The 22,773-nt window shown below is 44.5% G+C and carries 21 protein-coding genes; 4 read left to right on the top strand and 17 right to left on the bottom strand.

What is annotated here, in order from left to right:
- Positions 1 to 67: 67 nt before the first annotated feature.
- The 10 genes from R7E51_RS04525 to R7E51_RS04480 all read right to left on the bottom strand — a co-directional run bounded on the left by R7E51_RS04525 (position 68) and on the right by R7E51_RS04480 (position 12,921).
- Positions 68 to 1,036 (bottom strand): Csu type fimbrial protein, encoded by a 969-nt coding sequence (locus R7E51_RS04525; protein ID WP_206958277.1) that lies wholly within the window; start codon positions 1,034 to 1,036, stop codon positions 68 to 70.
- Complete coding sequence (locus tag R7E51_RS04520) at positions 1,033 to 3,459, bottom strand: fimbria/pilus outer membrane usher protein (protein ID WP_372051726.1); 2,427 nt, start codon at positions 3,457 to 3,459, stop codon at positions 1,033 to 1,035. Before R7E51_RS04520 ends, R7E51_RS04525 begins: the two co-directional genes overlap by 4 nt.
- Positions 3,459 to 4,214 carry a fimbrial biogenesis chaperone gene (locus R7E51_RS04515; protein ID WP_025768578.1) on the bottom strand — a complete coding sequence of 252 codons (756 nt, stop codon included), beginning with the start codon at positions 4,212 to 4,214 and terminating at the stop codon, positions 3,459 to 3,461. The genes R7E51_RS04520 and R7E51_RS04515 overlap by 1 nt, the downstream gene beginning before the upstream one ends.
- A 20-nt stretch (positions 4,215 to 4,234) precedes the next feature.
- Entirely contained in the window at positions 4,235 to 4,768 is a 534-nt protein-coding gene (locus R7E51_RS04510; RefSeq protein WP_005375102.1) for a Csu type fimbrial protein, read from the bottom strand.
- Positions 4,769 to 4,771: 3 nt separating this feature from the next.
- Positions 4,772 to 5,305: a Csu type fimbrial protein gene (locus R7E51_RS04505; protein ID WP_224721298.1), complete on the bottom strand. Its 534-nt coding sequence runs from the start codon at positions 5,303 to 5,305 to the stop codon at positions 4,772 to 4,774.
- 402 nt (positions 5,306 to 5,707) lie between these two features.
- Positions 5,708 to 6,739 (bottom strand): L-threonine 3-dehydrogenase, encoded by a 1,032-nt coding sequence (gene tdh, locus R7E51_RS04500; protein ID WP_132936289.1) that lies wholly within the window; start codon positions 6,737 to 6,739, stop codon positions 5,708 to 5,710.
- Between the two features lie 44 nt (positions 6,740 to 6,783).
- Positions 6,784 to 7,977, bottom strand: coding sequence for a glycine C-acetyltransferase (locus R7E51_RS04495; protein WP_053307923.1), 1,194 nt, complete (start codon positions 7,975 to 7,977; stop codon positions 6,784 to 6,786).
- A gap of 212 nt (positions 7,978 to 8,189) precedes the next feature.
- Positions 8,190 to 10,520 (bottom strand): putative bifunctional diguanylate cyclase/phosphodiesterase, encoded by a 2,331-nt coding sequence (locus R7E51_RS04490; protein ID WP_064369624.1) that lies wholly within the window; start codon positions 10,518 to 10,520, stop codon positions 8,190 to 8,192.
- Positions 10,517 to 11,449, bottom strand: a complete 933-nt coding sequence (locus tag R7E51_RS04485) for a transporter substrate-binding domain-containing protein (protein ID WP_005375093.1) — start codon at positions 11,447 to 11,449, stop codon at positions 10,517 to 10,519. Before R7E51_RS04485 ends, R7E51_RS04490 begins: the two co-directional genes overlap by 4 nt.
- Before the next feature lie 62 nt (positions 11,450 to 11,511).
- Positions 11,512 to 12,921, bottom strand: coding sequence for an aminotransferase class V-fold PLP-dependent enzyme (locus R7E51_RS04480; protein ID WP_132936288.1), 1,410 nt, complete (start codon positions 12,919 to 12,921; stop codon positions 11,512 to 11,514).
- A 541-nt stretch (positions 12,922 to 13,462) separates the two neighbouring features.
- On the opposite strand from R7E51_RS04480, the gene R7E51_RS04475 reads away from it, so the two are divergent.
- Entirely contained in the window at positions 13,463 to 13,978 is a 516-nt protein-coding gene (locus tag R7E51_RS04475) for a superoxide dismutase family protein (protein ID WP_104976434.1), read from the top strand.
- Positions 13,979 to 14,005: 27 nt separating this feature from the next.
- Here the strand turns inward: R7E51_RS04475 and R7E51_RS04470 are convergent, their stop codons facing one another.
- The 4 genes from R7E51_RS04470 to R7E51_RS04455 all read right to left on the bottom strand — a co-directional run bounded on the left by R7E51_RS04470 (position 14,006) and on the right by R7E51_RS04455 (position 17,749).
- Positions 14,006 to 15,379: a sensor histidine kinase gene (locus tag R7E51_RS04470; RefSeq protein WP_064354929.1), complete on the bottom strand. Its 1,374-nt coding sequence runs from the start codon at positions 15,377 to 15,379 to the stop codon at positions 14,006 to 14,008.
- 103 nt (positions 15,380 to 15,482) lie between these two features.
- Positions 15,483 to 16,214 carry a response regulator transcription factor gene (locus R7E51_RS04465; protein WP_165935318.1) on the bottom strand — a complete coding sequence of 244 codons (732 nt, stop codon included), beginning with the start codon at positions 16,212 to 16,214 and terminating at the stop codon, positions 15,483 to 15,485.
- A gap of 146 nt (positions 16,215 to 16,360) precedes the next feature.
- Positions 16,361 to 17,056: a spondin domain-containing protein gene (locus tag R7E51_RS04460; protein WP_132936286.1), complete on the bottom strand. Its 696-nt coding sequence runs from the start codon at positions 17,054 to 17,056 to the stop codon at positions 16,361 to 16,363.
- A 9-nt stretch (positions 17,057 to 17,065) separates the two neighbouring features.
- Entirely contained in the window at positions 17,066 to 17,749 is a 684-nt protein-coding gene (locus tag R7E51_RS04455; protein WP_132936285.1) for a spondin domain-containing protein, read from the bottom strand.
- 288 nt (positions 17,750 to 18,037) lie between these two features.
- Between R7E51_RS04455 and R7E51_RS04450 the strand changes: the two genes are divergently transcribed.
- The 3 genes from R7E51_RS04450 to gloA2 all read left to right on the top strand — a co-directional run bounded on the left by R7E51_RS04450 (position 18,038) and on the right by gloA2 (position 19,894).
- Entirely contained in the window at positions 18,038 to 18,511 is a 474-nt protein-coding gene (locus R7E51_RS04450; protein ID WP_132936284.1) for a hypothetical protein, read from the top strand.
- Positions 18,512 to 18,588: 77 nt separating this feature from the next.
- On the top strand, positions 18,589 to 19,518 hold the full coding sequence (locus tag R7E51_RS04445; protein WP_061008228.1) for a LysR family transcriptional regulator: 930 nt from the start codon (positions 18,589 to 18,591) through the stop codon (positions 19,516 to 19,518).
- Positions 19,511 to 19,894 carry an SMU1112c/YaeR family gloxylase I-like metalloprotein gene (gene gloA2, locus R7E51_RS04440; protein ID WP_132936283.1) on the top strand — a complete coding sequence of 128 codons (384 nt, stop codon included), beginning with the start codon at positions 19,511 to 19,513 and terminating at the stop codon, positions 19,892 to 19,894. The genes R7E51_RS04445 and gloA2 overlap by 8 nt, the downstream gene beginning before the upstream one ends.
- A 52-nt stretch (positions 19,895 to 19,946) precedes the next feature.
- On the opposite strand, the gene R7E51_RS04435 is transcribed toward gloA2, so the two are convergent.
- The 3 genes from R7E51_RS04435 to R7E51_RS04425 form a co-directional block, all read right to left on the bottom strand.
- On the bottom strand, positions 19,947 to 21,386 hold the full coding sequence (locus tag R7E51_RS04435; RefSeq protein WP_132936282.1) for a PepSY-associated TM helix domain-containing protein: 1,440 nt from the start codon (positions 21,384 to 21,386) through the stop codon (positions 19,947 to 19,949).
- 415 nt (positions 21,387 to 21,801) lie between these two features.
- Positions 21,802 to 22,161: a hypothetical protein gene (locus R7E51_RS04430; protein WP_132936281.1), complete on the bottom strand. Its 360-nt coding sequence runs from the start codon at positions 22,159 to 22,161 to the stop codon at positions 21,802 to 21,804.
- A gap of 219 nt (positions 22,162 to 22,380) precedes the next feature.
- Positions 22,381 to 22,770, bottom strand: a complete 390-nt coding sequence (locus R7E51_RS04425; protein ID WP_021035869.1) for a cytochrome b562 — start codon at positions 22,768 to 22,770, stop codon at positions 22,381 to 22,383.
- Positions 22,771 to 22,773: the final 3 nt, after the last annotated feature.

The raw sequence follows: 22,773 nt of genomic DNA, 5'->3' as shown, positions 1-22,773 counted from the left end.
GAGTGAAAACTATGATTACAAAAGATTTTTGGAATAGAAGCCTCTAATGATGTAATTGACATGATGCTCAAAATTGAACGTCAACGATTATTGAGTCGGTGTAAGTACCTGCAGGAGGGGTCGTTTGGCTGGTTAGTATCTGCGCGCGATAATTATAATTCTGTGGAGTGATACCATCAGGAATAGAGCCGCCAGTATCGACGTCACTGTGTTCACGACGTTCAGAACTGGTTCCTCCCCAGCGATCCATCGATGATGACTTATAGATTTCATACTCCAAATAGTGACCACTAGAAATCATTCGCCGCTGACCGCCGGACGCATTTAGGCCGTCATTCAAGCCAATGGAGAAGGAACTATTCTTGGTACAAGTTAACGATATAACCTGACTGACTGGCTCAAAACCGGCCACTAATGGGGACGAACCAAAATCAATATCTGGCGCCGTGATCATACAATCAGGGGTCACTTCCAACTCAACCGTAATCACGCTTTGAGCGCTGCCATTGGCGCGGCCAATGCATACCCCTAGAACCCCGATACCCTTACAGTAATCCCAAATCCAGGATACGGTGATTTGGTCTTTATAAGTCCCAGCGGAAAGATTACTACCCACTCCCGTCCGAGCATAGAGCGGAAACTCGGCTTGAGTGCCAAACAACCCGAGTAAATCGAGTAACCCGATTTCAAAAAAATTGTAAGTTTGGCCGAATACATACTCTTGTGAAAAACCTGGATCGCCAAAAATCTGATAGCTGAGCTCCGAACTCGGATCATCCTCATTTAATAGCAAACCATTATTTATACTGTTAAACGTTGCTGATACGTAGTCGCCACTTAACAAAGACACAAGTGTAGAAAAGTCACACGTAATCCCCGCATGAGGCTGAGCTGAGCTTTGCTGCTGAGAGCTTGAAACAGTAAACGAAGAAACATTGCCAAACAAGATTAAAGGTGCTGCCGCCGTGAGCTGACAAGCCATTGTCGAGCACGAGAAAAAGAGAAGTAGGCTAGCAAACCAGCTGCGCAAAATCATAGTGCGGTCTCTTCTTCGGCTTTGATACAAACCTGCTCAGGCAATGTTTGTATTTTTTGACTGTCACGCTGATACAACCCCTCAATAAACACTTTACATGGCGACTGTCCTTGAGGATAAAACTGAATATAGCGGCCTGGGTCAACGCCTTCAAAGTACGTAAAACCATCCCAACCAATTTGGCTTGTTAAGCCCGTTTCTGAGCGGCCATATGTACCAATCGGAAGGAACAAATGATTTTCGTCTACCACCGTCATGCTCAGTGCAATTTGTAGCTCTATTGGGAACTCTAACAGGTAGCCGTAGCCCGAATGTATCGAAGCAAACTGCTCTGTTGCAGAAAACGCAGCATTGGCAGGTAAATTAAGTGGATCGATTTCATATTTGGCGGTGTAATACGCCGTAGCCCAAGGAACAAGTAAGTAACCTTCATCATCTGTCACTCCGACAATTTGATTTTCATATTTAACCGGAATACCTTCAAAACCACTGGTGCTCACCACAGCGAAGCTGTCATACACTTCATTCGCTGGGAATATTTCTCCATCCAACGTAGAGACCGAACCTGCCATTTCCGCAAAATAATCATAGTCGCCACTGGTGCCATTTAACCCCGCTCTGAACTGCGCCCATGACGCACGGTAGGTCAAATCAGCCTGTTTACGGTTTTCTGGGTGTTCGTTAATATCATGCGCTAAATTGACGCCCCATCCACCTCGTATTGGCGCAAGGCGGCTGTAACCCACTCGCCCTCGCACATCGCCATCATCCTCTCTTTTCAGCGTTAGCCCCGAACTTCCCCCCAAAGAACTGAAAGGTAGAGAGAATTGCGCCAACGTAACACTCTGACCACCAATACTATGGTTGTAAGACAGGGACATATTGATATTAAAAGGCAGAGCGTAGCTATAAGTAAGATTTAGGGTACGTGAATCTGAGTCGGATTGTTGAATATCAAAGTACCCACCAGAAAGTGAGCCCCAATCTCCCAAACGGACTCCCATATTGATTTGTGATAGATGGCGCGACGCGAGTGAAGCGTCCTTGCCGTCATCGAGCATTTCGTAATTTGGTAAATGAGATAAGGTATAAAAGTCGGCTTGTTCTACTTGAGTTCGAGCAGCGAAGCTAAACCGCCGAGACTGATAACTATAACCTAGCGCATATGAGGTAGATTGATCCTGAAAATTACTCACACGAAACGAGGCATCCACCGTACCTAAATTGACAGCATTGGTGACAAAGCCCAGCCCCGCAACGATCAGGTCATCTTTTGCTTCGGCTTGAGCTTCTAATGTTAACCAATCAGTCATGCCATGACGCAGAGCGGTAACCACGCCACCGTCTCCATAGTCGTTAGATGCATTACCGAAATTTTCTCTGATCGCACCAATACTCGCACTGTAAGATGTAAATCCGGTCTTGAGTAGATCGGAAGAGAGAAAAAATGGGCTGGTCATGACCGTTTGCTTACCTTGAGCATCCGTTGCAATTACCGTTGCTTCCCCAGCACCAGAGAGCATTGGAATATCGTTAATAATGAAAGGACCGGGCCCAACATTCATTGAGTCAGTTTTAAAGCCATTGATAAACAAATCTAACGTAGTGGGCGCTGTGACCTCACCGTAAAATGCAGGTAACGGCGTCGTCACGACATCCGGACGCATAGAGAAATCATGCGACAACTGAATACCCGCCAGTCTTACTGGTTGGCTCCAAGATAAAGGGCGAACAATATAGTCCCCTACCTCTATACGAATTCGCTTCTCTTGATTGACGTACTCGTAACTCGTATCAAAACGAGTGTACTGGCTGCTTTGCTGGGACTGAACATCGCGATGAAAGTTAGATTTAAATATCCCGGTAGTAGAAAAAACGCCAAACTCAGAAAAGGCTCTGACTTCATGATTGATAGAAACCTCCTTTTGTCGGCTTTCGTTCTCGTACACACCAAATACGTTGTAGTTAAGCAGGCCACCACGCCCAAACTGAGCCGGGGAAAATCGCCCCATATCCTGCGCTGATAAGTTCTGCATCGGTAACCAATTAGGCGGTACGTCAATTGCAAGTTGCAATGACGATTGCAAGTAACGCACGTTAACACCTGGGATAGACGTAACCTCAAGTCTCTCTTCGGTTCCAGGCAACGACTTGGCGGTAACCCCAACTGAAATGAGGTCCTCCCGGAGCAAAAAGAACTGATCGCCAACTCGCTCAACTTTCGCAACAAGCCCTGTTGCTCTTTGATTGATCACCAACTCCAGATTGAGGCTGATATTCTCAAACTTTTCTAAAGAGAAATTTTCAGGACTCGGTAGCTCAGAGAAGTGGTTTGCTGAATTTGCACAAAGACCAATACTGCTCCACGTTACGCTAAGTAATACCAACCAAAAGAAAGCATTCATTGTATTAAATCTATTCATTATTGCTTCAATGGTATTTGGTAACGTTTACCTCCAATATTCGCGCTCAAACTCAAGGGTCTGACATTACTATGGGGAATAGACCAAACCTTATACTGTTCAGGAAGAATATAGCCAGCTAGTCCATCGGAAATAACGACAGGATCTTTATTTGGTAGATTCAACTGTAAATTCACTAAGCGAACATGGTGTTTTCCTGAATTTTTAATGTGAACAAAACGCTGATTATTTTTCTTAATAAACTGTGCCTGTAAATCACCCCATAATTCACTGTCACGGTTTGGTTTTTGAGTATCAGTCAGCCCTTTCCCGTAAATAAACAAAGGTATCGAGTAACGCATTCGGACTTTGACAGCGAGTTCATTTTCCGTCAATTCTGTTTGAGGGTTTTGAGTTGGCGGTAATTCATCTATGATCACTCGGTATGCATACTCCTTACCCGCAGAGGCCTCATCTTGGTTGATGATGCGGATTAACTGCTTTTCACCTGGTTCAATTTTGACAAACGGAGGGGTTGCAATTAACTGGCTTTGACTTGAATAACTATCTTCTCCTTCGTTTTGTTCCCACTTAAAAATTCTCACCTGTAAATAAGAATCAACACTGCCTTTATTTACCATCCAAAGTGATGTTGCATTACTCTCCTCTGATATTTTGGGGTAAATCGGCCAAATTAATAATGAGTTAGCATTGGCATTTGAGAAAAAAACAAAAAGGAAGGTTATTAATAATAGTTTTTTGAGTATGAATTCCATTTCACCCCTCCAAAGTTCACTTACCACTCTAATGTCAGCGTAAGCGTATCCATATAAATTCCAGCCATTTCATTCCCATTTATTGTCGCCTTTGCCCAGATAGGAAACTGAATATTATCTGGGTCTTGGTCGGTATCGACGGAATATTGCGTGTCAATATCAAGCACCTGCGTATAATTTAGATCCTGAAACAAAAAGTAATCTACCGTTGTCGCTTCTTCACTGTGCTTTAGCTTACGTACACCGTCCGATGCATTCATCCCGCCATTTACGGAAACATTCATCGTAATACCCGGAGTACAACTTAATGTGAGTGATGAACTGTAAGTGATGCTGCCTTGTACTTCCGTCGCGTAAACTGAAGAATGCTCACCAAAATCTAACGTGCCTATTTGCCCAGCTTGGGTTGCGCTTTCTTCTTGTACTGCGCCGTTAATCAAACAACCTGTATCTACGGTGGCAGACACCTGAAAAGTTTGTGTCGCATCAGCCAGCACAGTTAAAGAGCACAAACTCATCGCGACAAGTGAAAAGCCCCTAACAACCAGCGTCACGTTTTACCAGCTTAGCGTCACACTGATGGTATCGGAGTATGTGCCGGCAATGCTGCTCGTACCGTAAGCTTTCGCAAAAAGCTCAATAGTTTGCGATGTTGCACTAGTAAATTCAGACAGAGCTACCGTCCCACCTTGTATAATTTGTGTGCTTCGGTCTGAGTCGGTAAACAACGTATAATCAATAAATTGCGCGCCATTTGACATCGCGTAGGTACCAACGGTCGCACTTGCATCATACAATCCGGTGCCCAATGTAAACGTCGGTGTCACACCGTTACTACAAAGCACTTCAATACCCGTCGCACTACCACCATTTACCACACCATCTTGTTCACTGAAGATTGCAGGCACGTCTCCAAAGGCGAGTGAGCCAAAGCCAACGCCAGAAGCTGCATCTACCGCATTATTTCCATTAATCACACAACCTTGTACAAGATTAATTGAAACATCAATCGTACCGCTCACTGACGCTCCACTCGCTTGCCAACTAAATGAGGTTAAGAGCAGAGGCATCATCAGATAAAATCTTTTCATATAAAGCTCCATTTTTACATTCCACTGTATATCGGTAACCTTTTTATTAGTTATAGCTCAATTATGACAAACCAAATGCATATAAAATGTAAAACAATAAAAAGAAGCAGGATAAGGATAAAGACGAACAGCAAATAAAAACATTAAACTTAAAAATGACGCTTTTTAAGCATATGATGCTAAAAAATAACCACTAAAAACAAATGGTTATTATCTTATTCCAAATACAGAATTGACAATTAGTTAGAAGGTAGGGTGAAGTTGAGTGGAAAAAATCTAAAAAAAAGTAGCAGAACGATACGAGAAGTTTAGAAAAGATTGGCGACCATTTCTTCCCGAAACAAAAATCTTCATGAAACAAAAATGCGCCCCAAAAAGGAGCGCATTTCTTACTTGAATAAGTTATTCCCAATCAAGAATAACCTTGCCTGACATGCCGCTGCGCATTACGTCGAAGCCTTCTTGGAAGTCATCAACCTTGTAGTGGTGCGTGATGATTGGCGATAGATCCAGACCAGATTGGATCAGTGAAGCCATCTTGTACCACGTTTCGAACATTTCGCGACCGTAGATACCTTTGATCACCAAGCCCTTGAAGATAACTTGGTTCCAGTCGATACCCATGTCTGATGGTGGAATACCGAGTAGTGCAATACGACCACCGTGGTTCATTGTGGTTAGCATTGAGTTGAATGCTGCTGGGTTACCAGACATTTCTAGACCTACGTCGAAGCCTTCTGTCATGCCTAGCTCAGACATTACGTCTTCTAGCTTCTCTTCAGCCACGTTTACTGCGCGTGTTACACCCATCTTACGAGCAAGTTCTAGACGGTATTCGTTCACATCCGTGATCACTACGTGACGAGCTCCAACGTGCTTTGCTACTGCCGCTGCCATGATACCGATTGGGCCAGCACCTGTGATAAGCACGTCTTCGCCTACTAGGTCGAAAGAAAGTGCTGTGTGTACTGCGTTACCAAACGGGTCAAAGATAGACGCTAGATCGTCAGAGATACCTTCAGGGATCTTGAACGCGTTGAACGCTGGGATCACTAGGTATTCTGCGAATGCACCTTCGCGGTTAACGCCCACACCAATCGTGTTACGACATAGGTGAGTACGGCCGCCACGACAGTTACGACAATGACCACACGTGATGTGACCTTCGCCAGATACGCGGTCACCGATTTCAAAGCCACGAACTTCCTGACCAATCGCAACCACTTCACCCACGTATTCGTGACCGACAACCATAGGCACTGGAATTGTCTTTTGTGACCATTCGTCCCAATTGTAGATGTGTACGTCTGTACCACAGATAGCGGTTTTCTTAATTTTGATCAGAATGTCGTTATGGCCAACTTCAGGTTTATCGACCTCAGTCATCCAGATGCCTTCTTCAGGCTTTAGCTTTGATAATGCTTTAATTTTCATAATGTAACCTTAATTAAAGGCCCTATTGTCTAAGGCCTAGAATCTTAAATAAGACCCATGTCCTTACCAACTTGGATGAACGCGTCGATTGCACGGTCTAGTTGCTCGCGAGAGTGCGCCGCAGACATTTGAGTACGGATACGTGCTTGACCTTTTGGTACTACAGGGAATGAGAAGCCGATTACGTAGATGCCTTTCTCCAGCGCACGCTCTGCGAATTCTGCTGCTACTTTTGCGTCACCAAGCATGATCGGAATGATTGCGTGGTCAGCACCACCCATTGTGAAGCCTGCGTCTTCCATACGAGTACGGAAGTGTGCTGCGTTTTCCCATAGACGGTCACGTAGGTCACCGCTCTCTTCTAGTAGGTCTAGAACGCGGATAGAAGCGCTTACGATTGCTGGTGCAACAGAGTTAGAGAATAGGTATGGACGAGAACGCTGACGTAGCCAGTCAATCACTTCCGCTTTACCAGATGTGTAACCGCCTGAAGCGCCGCCCATTGCTTTGCCTAGCGTACCAGTGATGATGTCGATACGGTCAACTACGTTGTGGTGCTCGTGCGTACCTGCACCTGTTTTGCCCATGAAGCCAACAGCGTGAGAGTCATCAACCATAGTCAACGCGCCGTACTTATCTGCTAGGTCACAGATAGCCGGAAGGTTTGCTACTACGCCATCCATTGAGAACACACCGTCCGTTACGATAAGAATGTGACGAGCACCTGCTTCTTTCGCAGCGATCAGTTGTTGCTCTAGCTCTTCCATGTTGTTGTTTGAGTAGCGGAAACGCATTGCTTTACATAGACGAACACCATCGATGATTGACGCGTGGTTTAAAGCGTCAGAGATGATTGCGTCTTCTTTGCCTAGAATCGTTTCAAATAGGCCCGCGTTTGCGTCGAAACATGATGTGTAAAGAATCGTATCTTCTTTACCTAGGAACTTAGAAAGCTTCTGCTCAAGCTCTTTGTGGATGTCTTGCGTACCACAGATAAAACGTACTGAAGCCATACCAAAGCCGTGCTCGTCCATGCCTGCTTTACCCGCTTCGATAAGTGCCGGGTGGTTAGCAAGACCAAGGTAGTTGTTCGCACAGAAGTTTAGTACTTCTTCACCAGTAGAGATTTTAACAGCCGCTTGCTGTTGAGACGTGATGACACGCTCTGATTTGTAAAGGCCTTCCGCCTTTACTTCTTCGATTTGCTGCTGAATCTGTTGGTAGAATGCAGAAGACATTTGAAATTCCTTCCTAGTTATTTTGGCGAGTATTTACTCGTTTAGAATTAGGCTTAGCCTTTATGTGACGGGCGTCACGGGCTATCACTCATCAATTAATTGTAGTGTAATTCAAGGAAGGAGGAAGGATTATACCTTAAGGTGGAAAAGCATTAATGAATCCTAGGCACAAATTCAATTAATGCTTTTCTATGAGGTTGTTATAAAAGGAATTATAGCCAGGTAGGCTTAGCCAAAAGTGCTTCAAAGTCCTTAGCAGGTAATGGTCGGCTATAGTGGAAACCTTGTCCGAACTCACAGTTTAGGTTTTTCAGGTAATCCACATGACGCTGTTCTTCGATGCCTTCTGCGACGATCTTAAGATCCAGCGCTTTTGCCATTGCTATGATTACGTTCACAAGCTCGCGGTCTGAGTCGTTCTCGAACATATTTTGCATAAAGCTACGATCAATTTTTAAGCGGTCGAACGGAAACTTCTGCAAGTAACTCAGCGCAGAATAACCAGTACCAAAATCATCAATAGTAAGTTTGGTGCCTAACGCTCGTAAGTTATTAAGCATGTCTAATAGCTCAGAATCGTGATTGAAGAGGAGACTTTCTGTCACTTCAATATCGAACTTATTTGACGGAAGACCAGACTCCTCAAGGCTGTGTTTAATAAACGTAAGTAAGCGCTCGCAGTACCTAAATTGAACACTAGAAAAGTTTACAGAAACAAACAACGGAGTCAGACTTTGCCATTGTGCCGCTTGTCGACACGCTTGTTGAATAGCAAACTCACCAATTTGATGAATTAAACCATTTTTCTCTGCAATAGAGATAAACTCTTCAGGGTTTACAAATCCGTACTTGTCATCATTCCAACGCATTAGCGCTTCTGCACCTACGATTTTACCACTACTCAGCTCAATAATTGGCTGATAATACAGCTCTAATAACTGATTGGAGATCGCACTTCTCAGACGATTTTCCAGATCCAAATAGCGTTGCAAATCTTGGTTCATATTATGGTTATAAAAACAAAAGCCATCACGCCCATCTTGTTTCGCCCGATACATTGCCATATCTGCACATGCAAGAAGCTGCTCAGCGTTGTCTCCATCATCCGGGAACACAGACATTCCGACGCTGCTACTCAAGAAGAATTCATGGTTGTTCCAAACAAACGGATCGTTAAACGCCGAAAGTACACTTGAAGCAACTCGCTTTGCAGTATCATTATCAGGCAAATCAGGGATGACGAGTAAAAACTCATCCCCACCAATTCTCGCCAATAAGTCTGTTTTTCTCGCGACTTGATACAGTCGCTGAGCACTGAGTTTAAGGATTTCATCCCCAACAAAGTGTCCCATTGAATCGTTAATCTGCTTAAAGTGGTCTAAGTCGATGAACATCACCAAAACTTTAGACCCACTACGCGATGCCCTAATTAACTCCAAAGCCAATCGCTCGGAACCATAACTACGATTAGGTAAATTGGTTAATGTGTCATATTTAGCTTGGAAGGCGAGTTCTTTTTCAGACGCTTTTCGACGTTCAATTTCGTTCGTTAATTTTTTATTCTGTTGAGAAAGAATATCTTTACGCTTTTTTTCTTCCTCAAGCTTAATTTTCAATTCAATCCTATTATTGTTCGTGATGAATGCATAACATAAAGCAATGACGATCATAACGGCCAGAATACTCAAACCAATAATAAAGAGCCGTGATGTAAATATATCTCGTTCACTCAAAGGCTCGAACCACGCCATCAATTTGAAGTGATGTTTATCCACAGGAACTTCAAAGTAAATTTTTCCGTCTACAGCCTCAGAAACGAAATAATTCTCATCCTTATTGTGAGAAGGTGTTTTATTTATGGTATCCCATACAACCATTTCCACGTCTTTTATTTTTAGCACCATTCGGCTATAACTATCTTCGTGTTCTTGGTTAGTAAGTTGGTCAATAACAATATTCTTATTAAGATCGGCAATTAAAAAGGCAACAGGCTTTCCGGAGAACTTAACTTGCTTAATGACTTGAATGCGAACGTCATCATTGTATCGCGTCGCACAAACCTCTTCGGGATGCCCGTGTTGAGTCATTAAGGTTTGTATGTCCATCTTATGCTCGGCAAGGTTTTCGGAGCCTGTGGTGACAATGGTGACTCCATCACTGCCGACCAGCGTGAGCTTTTTATAGATTTGGCTGCTATTAATTAGCTTACTGTCTATCTTCTCATCGAAGCGACGCTTTAAATTAATTAAACTGGCACCTAACCCATACTCCATTGACATTCCAGAAGCTAAATTACCAAAGAATGTTTGTATTGTTTTATCTGTAGCTAGATTATCAACATCTTCACTCGCTATGGTAAATAAATTATCGAGTGTGCTTGCATAACTTTTAACTTTTAAATCTAGTTCTCTGTATTGAGATTCTTTTAATTTATTTTGACCTACGCTAGTCACAGTAATAAGCATAGCTAGGTAAATTGAAACTAATATTGCGCTTATTGTAATAAATCTTTTACTGGAAAATTTTTTAACGGCCTTATTCATCGGACTTTCTTTTTATCTTCTATAAAGTAATCGTTATAAAAGTAGTAAATAGATGGATAGTATTTTTTTACTAGTTTTTCGTATGAACCGTCTTTTTTTATCGAGTCTAAATAACGATCAAATGCTTTGCGTAATTCAGGGGAATTTTTACGGAATGCAACAGCCATTTTTTGATTTTCAGATATAGGGCCAATGACTTTTATTTCACCCGGCCATTTTTCGAGGGCAATTAGCGTATCCGCAACATCTAATAATGTGCTTTCCGCATCATTTTTCATTATCGCTGGAACCATCTCATTAAGGAGACGCGCCCCATCAGGTAATATAACTTTTGCACCTGTGTCATATAAGTCATAAAGGTTAGGATCCAAGCAAGAATGTTCTAAAGCTAACACTTCGCGACCATCGATCAGCTGCTTGACGTTTTTAACATCTTCATCGACCGACCCACTTGGTTTAATCGGGCTCAGACTAGAGTCGGATCTGGAAACCAACCATACACCTGAAGGAAAATAATCTTGTGAAAAATCGACAACCTCAGAGCGCCAATCAAGAATAGTAACGCCATTTGCGATCAAATCGCCTTCAATTGGAACACTTTCTCCGACAACAGCCTGCTTGTTGTGATATTGCACATTTTGCCCTGTCAACTTACCAACCACGTCGCTCCACTGTGCTGGAACATACTGGTACTGAACACCTAACGACTTGGCAAAACCTTTTATTATCTCTACATCTAAGCCAGTCAAAGTTTCCACTTCACCTTGTTCAATATAGGAGACAAAGTTAGCGTACGGGACACCAATGTGACGCAGTACACCGCGTTCACGGATTTGTTGTAAATCGTCTGACCAAGCGGCAGACGACGCAACAGAGGTAACCATGAGCGCCACCGTCGCTAAAGTTCTTTTGAATGTTATGACTGACATAATAATATCCTTACCTTTCACAAAGCGCCCAATAATGGGCGCTTGAGTGATAAACAACGATGTTAGAACGACGAGTAATACAAATTCGTCATCGCCACTACGAGCCCTTCCACATCTTGTTCGTCATGGAACAAATGCGTAGAGATACGCAGCGCGTAAGTATCAAAGTCATCATCCTTATGCAGCTTAAAGCTAGTCGTACGGATGATGTAACCATACTCTTCACGTAAACGATCTCGGAATTCCGTCAGTATCTCTTCATTAGTTACATCGGAGAACGGATTAACCGTCGTTAAGCCACTGGTTAAGCCTTCCACGTTTGGTGAATACATTTTGGCTTGTGGTAAGTACTCTTGAAGCAAGGTTTTACATAAACTACCAAGGCTTACAACTCGCTCTTCGATACGGTCTCGACCAATCTCATCCCACATTTTGCAACTATCAACTAGTGCTTGTTTCGCAGGATAGTTATCGTTACCAATGTATTGCATTTGCAGCTGTTTACCTAGGTAATCAGCATGAGAAAGTGAGGAGTTGATCGACCATAACGGGTTCTCTCGGTCACTCCAATACTCATTCAAACGGTTACCGTTATCACGAACATACAGAATACCTGTCGCACCCGGACCACACTGCCACTTATGACCAGATCCTGCATAGAAATCACAATCCATATCGTGGAAATCAAGGTCAAACATACCGACCGTATGCGCGCCATCAACAAGAGTAGGTACACCATACTCTTTTGCTAAAGCACAAATGGCTTTTGCTGGTAGCGCGGTTCCTGTTTTGTATGTGATATGAGAGAAAACAATTAGGCGAACGTTTTGATTCGCATCAAGCGCGTCTCGGAACGCTTGAATGTAATCTTGCTCAGAAACGTTTTCGGTACCAGTAAATACTGGTAGTTGAATTTCTACCACATCCACACCAAAACGATGTTTCGCTACGTTCATAGGTGATGTTGCAGCAATATGTTCATGGTGTGTCGTTAGAATCACATCACCTGGTTCAAAGTGTAAGCCATTAATGATCGAGCATAAGCCATCAGTAGTGTTGCGGCTGAGAATGATCTCTTCTGGGTTAGCACCAAAACCTGGTGCGACGTCTTTAACCATCTCTGAAACATAAGGCCAAGAGCCAAATTTGCCTTTCATATCCCAAGGATATTTAGCCACTAGCTTGTTGTTATGCTCGTAATCTTCAAGAACATGTTTTGGCATTGAACCTGTTGTACCAATGTTCATGTAAGTGGTTCGTTTGTCCAAAACGAACTGTCTTCGCACTTTACGCCAGAAGCGCTTATCGTGTTTTCTACCTAGCCCGCGGCTGCTCCAATCAATTTTCTGTTCTCGTGCTTGAGCTACGCCTGAGAAAGCGGAAGCACTCACACCAGCAACAACAGCTCCTGTTGCGCCTTTCAGAAAATTACGGCGGCTGCTATTAGTCTGAATAGATTCCTTGTCTTTCATCTTTTTCAATCCTTGTCGGAAATTAGCCATATTATTAATTTTAAGTGCGTAACTATCTGTTACTAAAACATTATTACCCATTACAATCAGAGTTTAATTTTTTCCTCTGCCATTAAGTGACTTTAGTTCCAATTTTTTATCTTATTTGATGATATAAGCAACAGTTTGACCACAAATCTATAAACAACAATGTTCACATTAATATATTCGTTAATTTGATTATTCTTTATTGCGGACAATTCCACCAAATTCTTTATAAAACAATTATGAGCTTTGTTATAAAGTCATTAAAAATTTAACTTTGCGTTAATTTAAAAATATTCAGGCTATTTTAAGATTGGCGTCTATTCTTTTTATATCTTAACGATCTCAACATGTTAAGACTAAATAAAAGAAAGCTGATTTCGGATCGAGATATCAGTTTAAGACCATAAAGTGATACACATCACTCTATGACATAAACTCACCGCTCAACATACATAAGTAAAACAGGTTTTCACTAATATGTGCTTGAGCGTACACCCTAAAAGAAGGAGGTCCCATGTTAAAAGGATTGCTATGCATTTCAGTTGCATCCGCTCTTGTCGCCGCCCCTAACGTGCTAGCAAAAACGGTAGAAATGACTGCTCTCAACACCAATGAGAGTGCGGGTACCATTGAGATTTCACAAAGTGATTATGGCGTTGTTTTTACGCCTCAATTATCAGGTTTGTCAGCAGGTGTGCACGGTTTCCATGTTCACACTAATCCATCTTGCGATAGCATAGAAAAGGATGACAAAACCGTATTAGGCGGCGCAGCAGGTGGCCATTATGATCCTAACAACACAGGGAAGCATGGCTATCCTTGGACCGATGACAATCATTTAGGCGACTTGCCTCCACTCTATGTGGACATGGACGGCAATGCCAATCAGCCCGTTGTCGCGCCTCGCCTAAAATTATCGGATTTAAAAGGTCGAGCGTTAATGATCCATGCAGGTGGTGACAATCACTCCGATCACCCAAGTAAGCTAGGTGGTGGCGGCGCTCGCGTCGTATGTGGTGTTATTGAATAAACATTAACTTATGTCTCACACTTCTCTTTAGATTGCGAGAAGTGTGAACTTCTGTTGATACTGAGAGGATGTCGCATTGGTCTCAAGGTAGCTGTGGTGAAGCATTAAGATCGATTGGACAATCTTCGTCCCGATCCCCAAAGAACCGCCCTCCGCTTCTTCCTCAATGTGATTGACGAAGGTAAAGTGGATACGCGACTTATCCTCACTCAAATGCGCTTGGCAATGCACTTCCGAACCAATTGGGCTGTGGCGTAAGGCATTTTCAAGTAAGTTAAGCACCAACCGCTCCAATAGCCCCTTATCACCCACGGTTTGGATTTCGCTATCGATATCCACTTTCAACACCACTTCTTTACGAGAAAACTGGCTCTGCATCGTTTCAGCACATTCTGCCATCAAAGCGCCCAGATCTACGGGGCGGTACTCGTAGTTTGGCATTGGAGCTTCTTTGCGTGCGGCGTCTAATAGAGAATGCAATTGAGTTGAGAGCTTCTCACAATTTCGGAAAGCGACGTCAATCAAAGGATCGGATTCCGGATGTTGCAAACGCCATGTTTCCAAATAACCCAGCACGCTTGATAACGGCGTTTTTAAATCGTGACTAAGCTGCAACAAGCTTTGACGACGATGAGACGATTGATACTCCAACTGTAAAAACTGTTGCTGAATGTGCTTCGCCATCATCTGATAAGAGTGCGCAATCGGCACGAGCTCCGGCACTTGGTGAGTAAAATCAGGTTGCAGGCGGAAATCATGTTCAGCTTGCTGTTGAAGTTGTTTGGTCACGCGCTCAATTGGGTTCAATAGGCTACGTTTGACCAGTACATAAGCTCCAAGAGCAAAGCCTAAAATGGACACTAAGACCAATCCTGCCAGCGCGATGTAAGGAGTATCGACTTGAGCATTGGCAATGGCGTCATGTCGGGTACTACCAATCACCACATAGAGATAACCGACCGTAGAGCCTAATTCCTCTATCGCTGCGACAGAAAAGACTTTGTGTTCACCACGATTACGTGGGTCTTCACCCAAAATAGGAAAAGGCTGGTCATTTAAGAATTGCTTAATGGGATTGAGATCCACCGCTCCCATGATCTCCGCTCCTTCTGGTGCTGCATGGGTGGTGATATTGCCTTGGCTATCGAGGAAGTAGATTTCAAAGTCAGGGCCGATCAGCATGAGCGTGTGAAAAATCGACTTGAGCGCTTTAGGGTTGTAATCCGTCCCGATCATCAGCGGATTATCATCACGCATGTGGCTGGCTAGCTCTTTATGTAGGCTTTGCTTAGTGCGTAACTCAATGGTTTCTTTTTGCCAATTGTAAGTCAGTGCAATCACCACCGCCGCGAGGCAAAACCACAAGCTAGTAAATACCACTAAGCGAGATTTGAAGCTCATCCTATCGCCTCCTTAAACAGCGATGTTTCTGAAACACCCGTGATGATTGAAAAATGACGGTGAAAACAACTGCCGACTTACTGTCTTGACTTACTTTCTTGCATTAGTGTCTTGGTTGAAACTTATACCCAACACCCCAAACAGTTTGAATGAAGTGGTGATCAGAATCAGACAACGACAACTTGCTGCGTAAACGGTTTATGGTGCTACACACAGTGTGGTGATAACCAGAATGGCTAGTGTTCCAAACGTGATCGAGCAATTCATCTTTACTGTAGACTCTGCCCGGACGAGTCGCGAGAAACTGCAGCAAAGTAAACTCTGTCGCGGTAAGAGTGACATCTTTGTCGTTTAGGGATACTTGGTGCAACTCCGGAATAATTCTCAGCGGACCAAAGTCCATCGCATCGTCGAGGACTCCATTCGCTACTTTGGCTTCTGCGGTTTGGCTGACTCTGCGCAGCACGTTTCGCACTCGTGCTTGGAATTCTAATACGCTAAATGGCTTAGTGATGTAGTCATCAACGCCCGCTTCTAAACCGTCAACCTTATCCATTTCACCGTCTCTGGCTGTCAGCATGAGCACTGGGCTCCAATCTTGTTGCTGACGCAAATAATGGCAGATGTCTAGACCATCACCATCTGGCAAACCTCGGTCAAGGATCAATAAATCAAAGGGTTGTTGCTGGTATTGCGCTTTAGCATCGGCGACATTTGTGGCTCGCGATACTTTGTGTCCTTGAAACTTGAGATGCATCTGAACCAGTTCTGCCAAATCATCGTCATCTTCCACCAACAAGATGTTCGCGACTAAATTGATAGCCTGTTGTTCCATGGTCCTTTCCTTGCCTTCGATTATCCTCACTTTGCACATGACCGGAACAAATTAGAAATTCTTTCAAAAAAGGTTCCGATGACGCCATGAGGGATAAAGCGCTCGGCTACAAGCGCTTTGGAAAGGAGACGTCATCGGAGCCTGTGTTACTCGACTCGAGTGATGGTGACTTTCGCACCTGGGTTCAAGAAACGATGGTTCGCAGAGAGTGCTGAGTTTGCTAATCCATCATCTTGGCTAACAACGCCCGAATGGAAAGCAACAACGTCATTGCTGTCATTGCGAGCGGCATTGAAACCCTCACCGCCTCCTGCTGGGCCGGGAATGGTTGCGGCAAGCTCATCATTCAGTTCCGTGCCAGAATCCCAAACGTTCATGCTCATTTCATAGCTTTCACCCACTGCGAGCGATTTGAGCGATAGCCCCGTTTCGCCAACAAAGGCATCGTTGGTATTCACGAACATAGACGCCACAGACAAGTAACCGTAACGACTAGGGTCAACCGTGATGGTGACTTCGTCCGATGCACCCGGCAACACCAATCCATTACCCGAAATACCTTGGTAAACACTGTCATTGCTGTTCATCAATTCAATTAGCTCTGCGTTACTACCGCCTTCGGCAAGATGCTCAAGTTCAACAGATGCCGCTTGGCCAATTTCAAACAGTTGGTAGTCACCATTGTGAGTGAGTACCGCGAGCGGAGACATAGGTTGATTCGCAGTCAAGTTCGCCACGTTGACGGTGTAGCGGTACGATTTCACTACATCGTTATCATCATCGCTTGGACAACCGGCGAGCAAGCCGACTGAAGCTGCTACTAGTAAGATTCTGTATTTCATACATCCCCCTTACTTCACAACGATTGTGATGGTTGCGACTGGGTTTAACCAACGATGGCTACTGCTGTCTAAGTCACTGATGCCGCCAGATGGGTCGCTATCACCAAGGTTACCCGGATGCACGTGAACTTTGTCGTTAGTTACCGTTGCTTCAACGCCTGTGCCGCCAGTACCAAAGGTAATGAAAGGTGGGTTTGGCATGCTAGACGCAAGCTCATCGTTCGCTTCTGTACCAGCATCGTAACCTCTTAGCGTTGCTCGGTATGTACCCGCTTCCGTTGGAATCTTCCAGCTATCTAGACCGACAAAACCGTCATTGGTTGGCAGCAACATCGCGCTCAGAGAAAGATAACCGTGGTCGCCACTATCCAAGGTGAAGGTGGTTGCCACACCTGGGTTCAAAATGCCACCAGCAGGGTTCTCTACCACCGCACCACCAGCGTTACCAATCACACTAGCAAGCCCAGAGATATCACCGCCTTCTGCCATTGCTTCTAGTTCAGGCGTTGCTGCTTGGCCCGTTCTGAACATTTGAAGATCAGAGCCATGTGCGGCAACAATAAGAGGCGTAAAGTAGATGCCTTTGGTTGCGTTTGTCACGGTGATTTCCAATTCCGCCGCATTCACTGATGCAGAGCCTAGTGCCATAGCGACTGAAGTCATGACGAGTCCGAGTTGGGTACGTTTTTTCATTGTGATTCCATCCTTTAATGAGGGTTGAACTACCCAAGCCCATCTGTACGGCTTTACTTCTTTGTTCGTGACTTGAGTAGGTTAAGCATTACGTTTCGAACGTTTTGCGTTCTTGCCTCTAAGAATGACGAGCAAATCTATCAGCAACTTCATCGAATTCTCATAAAATTCTCACAAGTTTTGTTCGAATTCTGTCAGCAGCACTTTTTTACTCTTAATCAGGTATTTACACGTCGCGCTTTCCCCTCCTACAATGCGGTATTCTCTGTTTAAATCACGATTCTCACCATGATTCATAACGTTCTGTCTGCCTACTATGGCGAAATCTACGGCATCGCTTTTTTCAACCACTACTTGAGCCATTACGCCCAAAGTGAACAACAAACGCTGTGGCAAACCTTGATTAAAGTGGAAGAACTCACCGCAGAAAAACTCAAACCTGTACTGCTGACAAATGGCATGGATATCGAAAGTCGATACCAAGAGATGTTGGATAAAGGCTTGGCAGATGCAACCAAGTGGATTGGTTTACCATGGCAAGAGTTGGTGGCGACTCTTCTGAAGTGGGTAGAACCTTATGAGGTCAAGTATCGAGAGTGGCATGAAGAAGTGAAAGCTTCACAGCAGTATTCAATCGCTGAGCGAGAAGCTATCGAGTTGATTGCAGACCACGAAACGGCCATTTATCACTGTTGGCAGCAATACCATACTGGTGAATCTGGCTTGCCTGCACTCAATGCATTTTTGGCCAAATATCGTTAAAGCGAGACGGTGACACTTGAACCTCGTGAAACCGTACCAGACAATATCGTTATTCCGCTGCGCAGAACTGAACAATTATGGTTAATCCAAAACTCATTGCCCTACTTCCTGATCTTGCTTCGTTTATCTTGGTGGTAAACGAAGGCAGTTTTACCGCTGCTGCTAAACAACTCGGCGTAACGCCATCGGCTTTAAGTAAGTTGATCACGCGATTAGAGCAAGCCCTCTCGGTGAAACTGTTTGAGCGCACGACTCGTAAGTTGATCATTACTCAAGCTGGGCAAAAGGTTTACGACCAAAGCATCGCAATGGTGAATGCCGCGCAGCAAGCCGTTGAGTTATCTGCAGAAGATCATGCTGAGCCAACAGGCGCACTCACAGTGGCAGCCCCAGAAGCATTTCTTAATTCGGTGCTTCAACCGTTTGTGTTGCCATTCCTAGAACGTTATCCAAACATACAGCTTAAGCTGCGTGCAGCAGATGGTGAGATCGATCTTTTCCGCCAAGGTATTGATGTCGCGTTTAAGCTCACCGACAAACCCGACGAAAACCTGGTACTCAAAGAGATCAGCAAGACCAATCTCGTTTTATGTGCCTCTCCTGATTACCTAGCCAAACACGGTATGCCTGAGCATCCAACCGAGCTTGAGCAACACGACTGTATTTACCTTGCCGAGAACGACAAAGACAACATCTGGTCGTTCTTTAAAGAGGAAGCCTTTCATTCGATTGCAGTAAGCGGGCGTTACGCCGTCAACCACTCTCAAATGCGCTTGAATGGGGTTAAGTCTGGCTTGGGAATTGGGATCTTCCATGATTTCGTGATCAAAGACGCGTTAGAGCAAGGTGAAGTGGTGGAGGTACTACCGGATTGGATGATCAAGAGTAACTACCACGGCGCTATCGCGATGCAGTATGCGCAAACCAAATACATGCCTGCTCGCCTGCGCGTATTTATCGACTTCGTTAAGGAACATTTAGTCTCCGAGGACACTAACCATGTTTAATGCCATTCATCACGTCGCGATCATTTGCAACGATTACTCAAGGTCAAAACGCTTTTACACTGAAGTGTTGGGATTGAAAGTCATTGCTGAGAACTATCGCGAAGCCAGAGACTCATACAAGCTTGACCTCGCTTTACCTGACGGCAGCCAAGTTGAACTGTTTAGCTTTCCGGGCGCACCAGAGAGACCGAGCTTTCCTGAAGCACAAGGGCTAAGGCATCTCGCTTTTTTGGTTGATGATGTTGAACAGGTGAAAACCTACCTAGAATCGAATGACGTTGAAGTTGAGCCAATTCGTATTGACGAATTCACAGGCAAAGCCTTTACCTTCTTCCAAGACCCAGATGGCTTGCCGCTGGAGATTTACCAGAAATAAAAAGAGCCAGCACTTCGCTGGCTCTTTTACTATTCCACTCTTTTCTGTATTGCTAACGCAACGCCGTTTTTAGCTTCTCAACGCGGTTAAACAGCAGCCAATCCAGAGCGAGAACCGTAACAATCGCCAAACCGCCCATCGGAAACGCCAGACCCAATACCACCAACGTTACTAAACCAAGCTTCCAAATGCCGTCTTGCTGGAACTTAGGTGGCGCCCCCAATGCGGCACTGCGACTTGGTCTACGAATCCACCACATCACCACACCTGTGATTGAGATTAAGATGAACGCCAAACAGAACATTACGTTGAGCACTTTGTTAAGCACACTGACATCGCCTTGGTGCAATGACACACCTGCCGCCATGAACTTGGCAAACAAACTGTAATCTTGCCACGTTACATCCACCAACAAGCGACCGGAATACTGGTCAAAGTGGCTGGTGCGATCTTGTCTTGGGTCGGAGATATCGCCACCCATGGAGTTAGCTGCAACAGTGTAAACGCCCGTCTCAGAGCGTGGCAAAAACAGCTTATAGCCAGTGAAGCCCATCATTTCAGCTTTGAGGACAATATCATCAATGGAGAGCGCATCATGGTTGCCTGCGTATGCCATATCTTCCTTCATATTGGCATGATCATGAGCGGGTTTGTCTTTCGATTCAGGCACAGCAGCAAGCTCTAAGTTCCATGGCATCTCTTCTGATGCACCATGATTCAGGTCTTTGTGTGTCAGTGTCGATTCCGGTTTCTCACCCCATGTGTAATAGGTTGGGAAGGTATTCCAAGCTTGCACCATTTTCGCGCCCCATATCCCAGCCCAAGACAGACCTGAAATCAAAAAGAACAACAGAACAATTGATAGCACACCACCTAAATTCGCATGCAGATCTCGCATCAAAATACGAGTTCCACTGCCAAAACGAATTTTCAAAAAGCCAGCACGGCTTGCGTTGTCTCTTGGTAACCACAGGTACAAACCAGACACCAACAGTAAAATGCCTAAACTGGCGGCGATTTCAATTAAACGGTCGCCTAAGTCTCCGATGAGCAACGTACCGTGAATGCTGTTCATCAGTTCATAGATGCTATCACCACGATTAATGGTGCCTTGTACGTCTCCTGTATAAGGATTTACTGCAACAATCAGTGAGCTGCCTTCTTGGTTTTGAATCGAGAAGCGGTTGGCAATATCGGCCGTTTTAGCAGGTACAAATTGAGTGACATTAAAATCGGGGTAGGCCTGCTTTACGGTTTCTAATTGTACAGAGACGGGAACCATTTGCTCTTGTGGTGAAACTTGTAATGTCGCTTCGTATCGAGCCAATTCGATTTCGTCATCAAACAACATCACCAACCCCGTGAGGGAAAGCATGAGCATAAATGGAATGACGAACAAACCTGCGTAAAAGTGCCATCGCCACGTCATAAAGTAGATGGATTTTAAGCGTGAGGCTTCCTTGAGTTGAGGCTTTGCCGAGTTTCTCAACATGTGTATTTTCCTTTTTTCATTGTTGAACACCCAAATTCAGTCAAACGCATCCTGCACATACACATTCGTATGCGGCGCTAATTGACTTAGATTTGGGAGTACCACTGCTCGAAGTGGCAGTGTTGTTGGCTATATACCCAAGTGACTTCAAGATGCTGGATTCAGAGCGTTGTCATTGATTCGAGTGCAAAGAAAACAACGCTGTGTAATAGACAACTCTTTCCAAGTTGTTTGAAGCAGCAATCGGAGCAATGACACGCTCCCGAAGGGCGAGTTGTCTTGGCTTGTATACTTTGTTGTCGATATCTTGATTTAGACCCACTAGACCTTTAAATCGCCGCCGCGTCTACAAACCAAGTCATTCTCGCTGAACCAAGCATCTCGAGGTTACTTGGGTATCGTGTAATTGTTTTTGTTATGAGAAAAGGGAAACTGGCGGCGCTCTAGGAACTGGTGTTTCAAATCGCACACTTAGAGCCAAATAAGCGTAGCTGTCAGAAGTCACCAAGCTCTGTCTTGAAAGTATCGGTGTCGTTGGAAGTGTATCGTGATGAAAAGTCGAGAAGTGGCTAAACGGACAGGGCTTGCCTTTGTGGCTGACCGAATTGTCGCCCCCTTCTATTTGGACCAACTCAAATCCGTTAAGCGTACATAGCGTCGCCCACACGCCCATGCTGTTACCATGAGCATTGATAACAGGCATCAGCGTCACTAGCACCCAACTGAGAGCACTAGCAAATAACATCGAGCGGTAAAAAGGAATTAATCTACGCATAACGGTGACTTAACAAATTTCACACAGCGTAACCAATTTTGAGTGATAGCTCAAAAAACAGTATCAATAAGTGGTTGCTACCTCACAGGTTTTCTTGAATGCATCGATTGACAGGCGCAAAAAAGCCCGCCGAAATGGCAGGCTGATAATGTGTTCATTCATTACTTAGAGATAACGCGTAACCCACTGCCACGAGCAAATGCTCCGCTCAGTAGATAATTAGCCGAACAACTTGCTCCAAATGCTTGGATTGCGCTTGTCGTGGTACTCTTCACGAAGACTATCGATTTCACGCAGTTGAGCTTTTGCTTCTTGTAGCTTGCCCGCATCAAGATCCGCTTCAATCTTATCTAGCGTTACCGTCAGCTTGTTAAAGCCTTCTAAGTAAGTATCAAACTTCTCTGGTGGGTAATTACCACGCTTAGATTGTTCAACAATCGCTTGCAAGCTATCAATCGCAGATTTCATGGTTTCAACATCAGACGCTTCCGCCGCCTGTTTGAATTCCATCTTCATCTGTTTCATGTTTTGTTTTAAATCAACCGCTTCTGCCATTGCGTATGTTGAGCCAAACGCAATCGCACACCCTAGGACTAAAGGACGTAACATTTT

The sequence above is a fragment of the Vibrio sp. Vb1166 genome (genome assembly GCF_033338695.1).
GTDB classification, from domain to species: Bacteria; Pseudomonadota; Gammaproteobacteria; order Enterobacterales; family Vibrionaceae; genus Vibrio; species Vibrio alginolyticus.
This window is presented reverse-complemented; position numbering and strand designations above follow the sequence as displayed.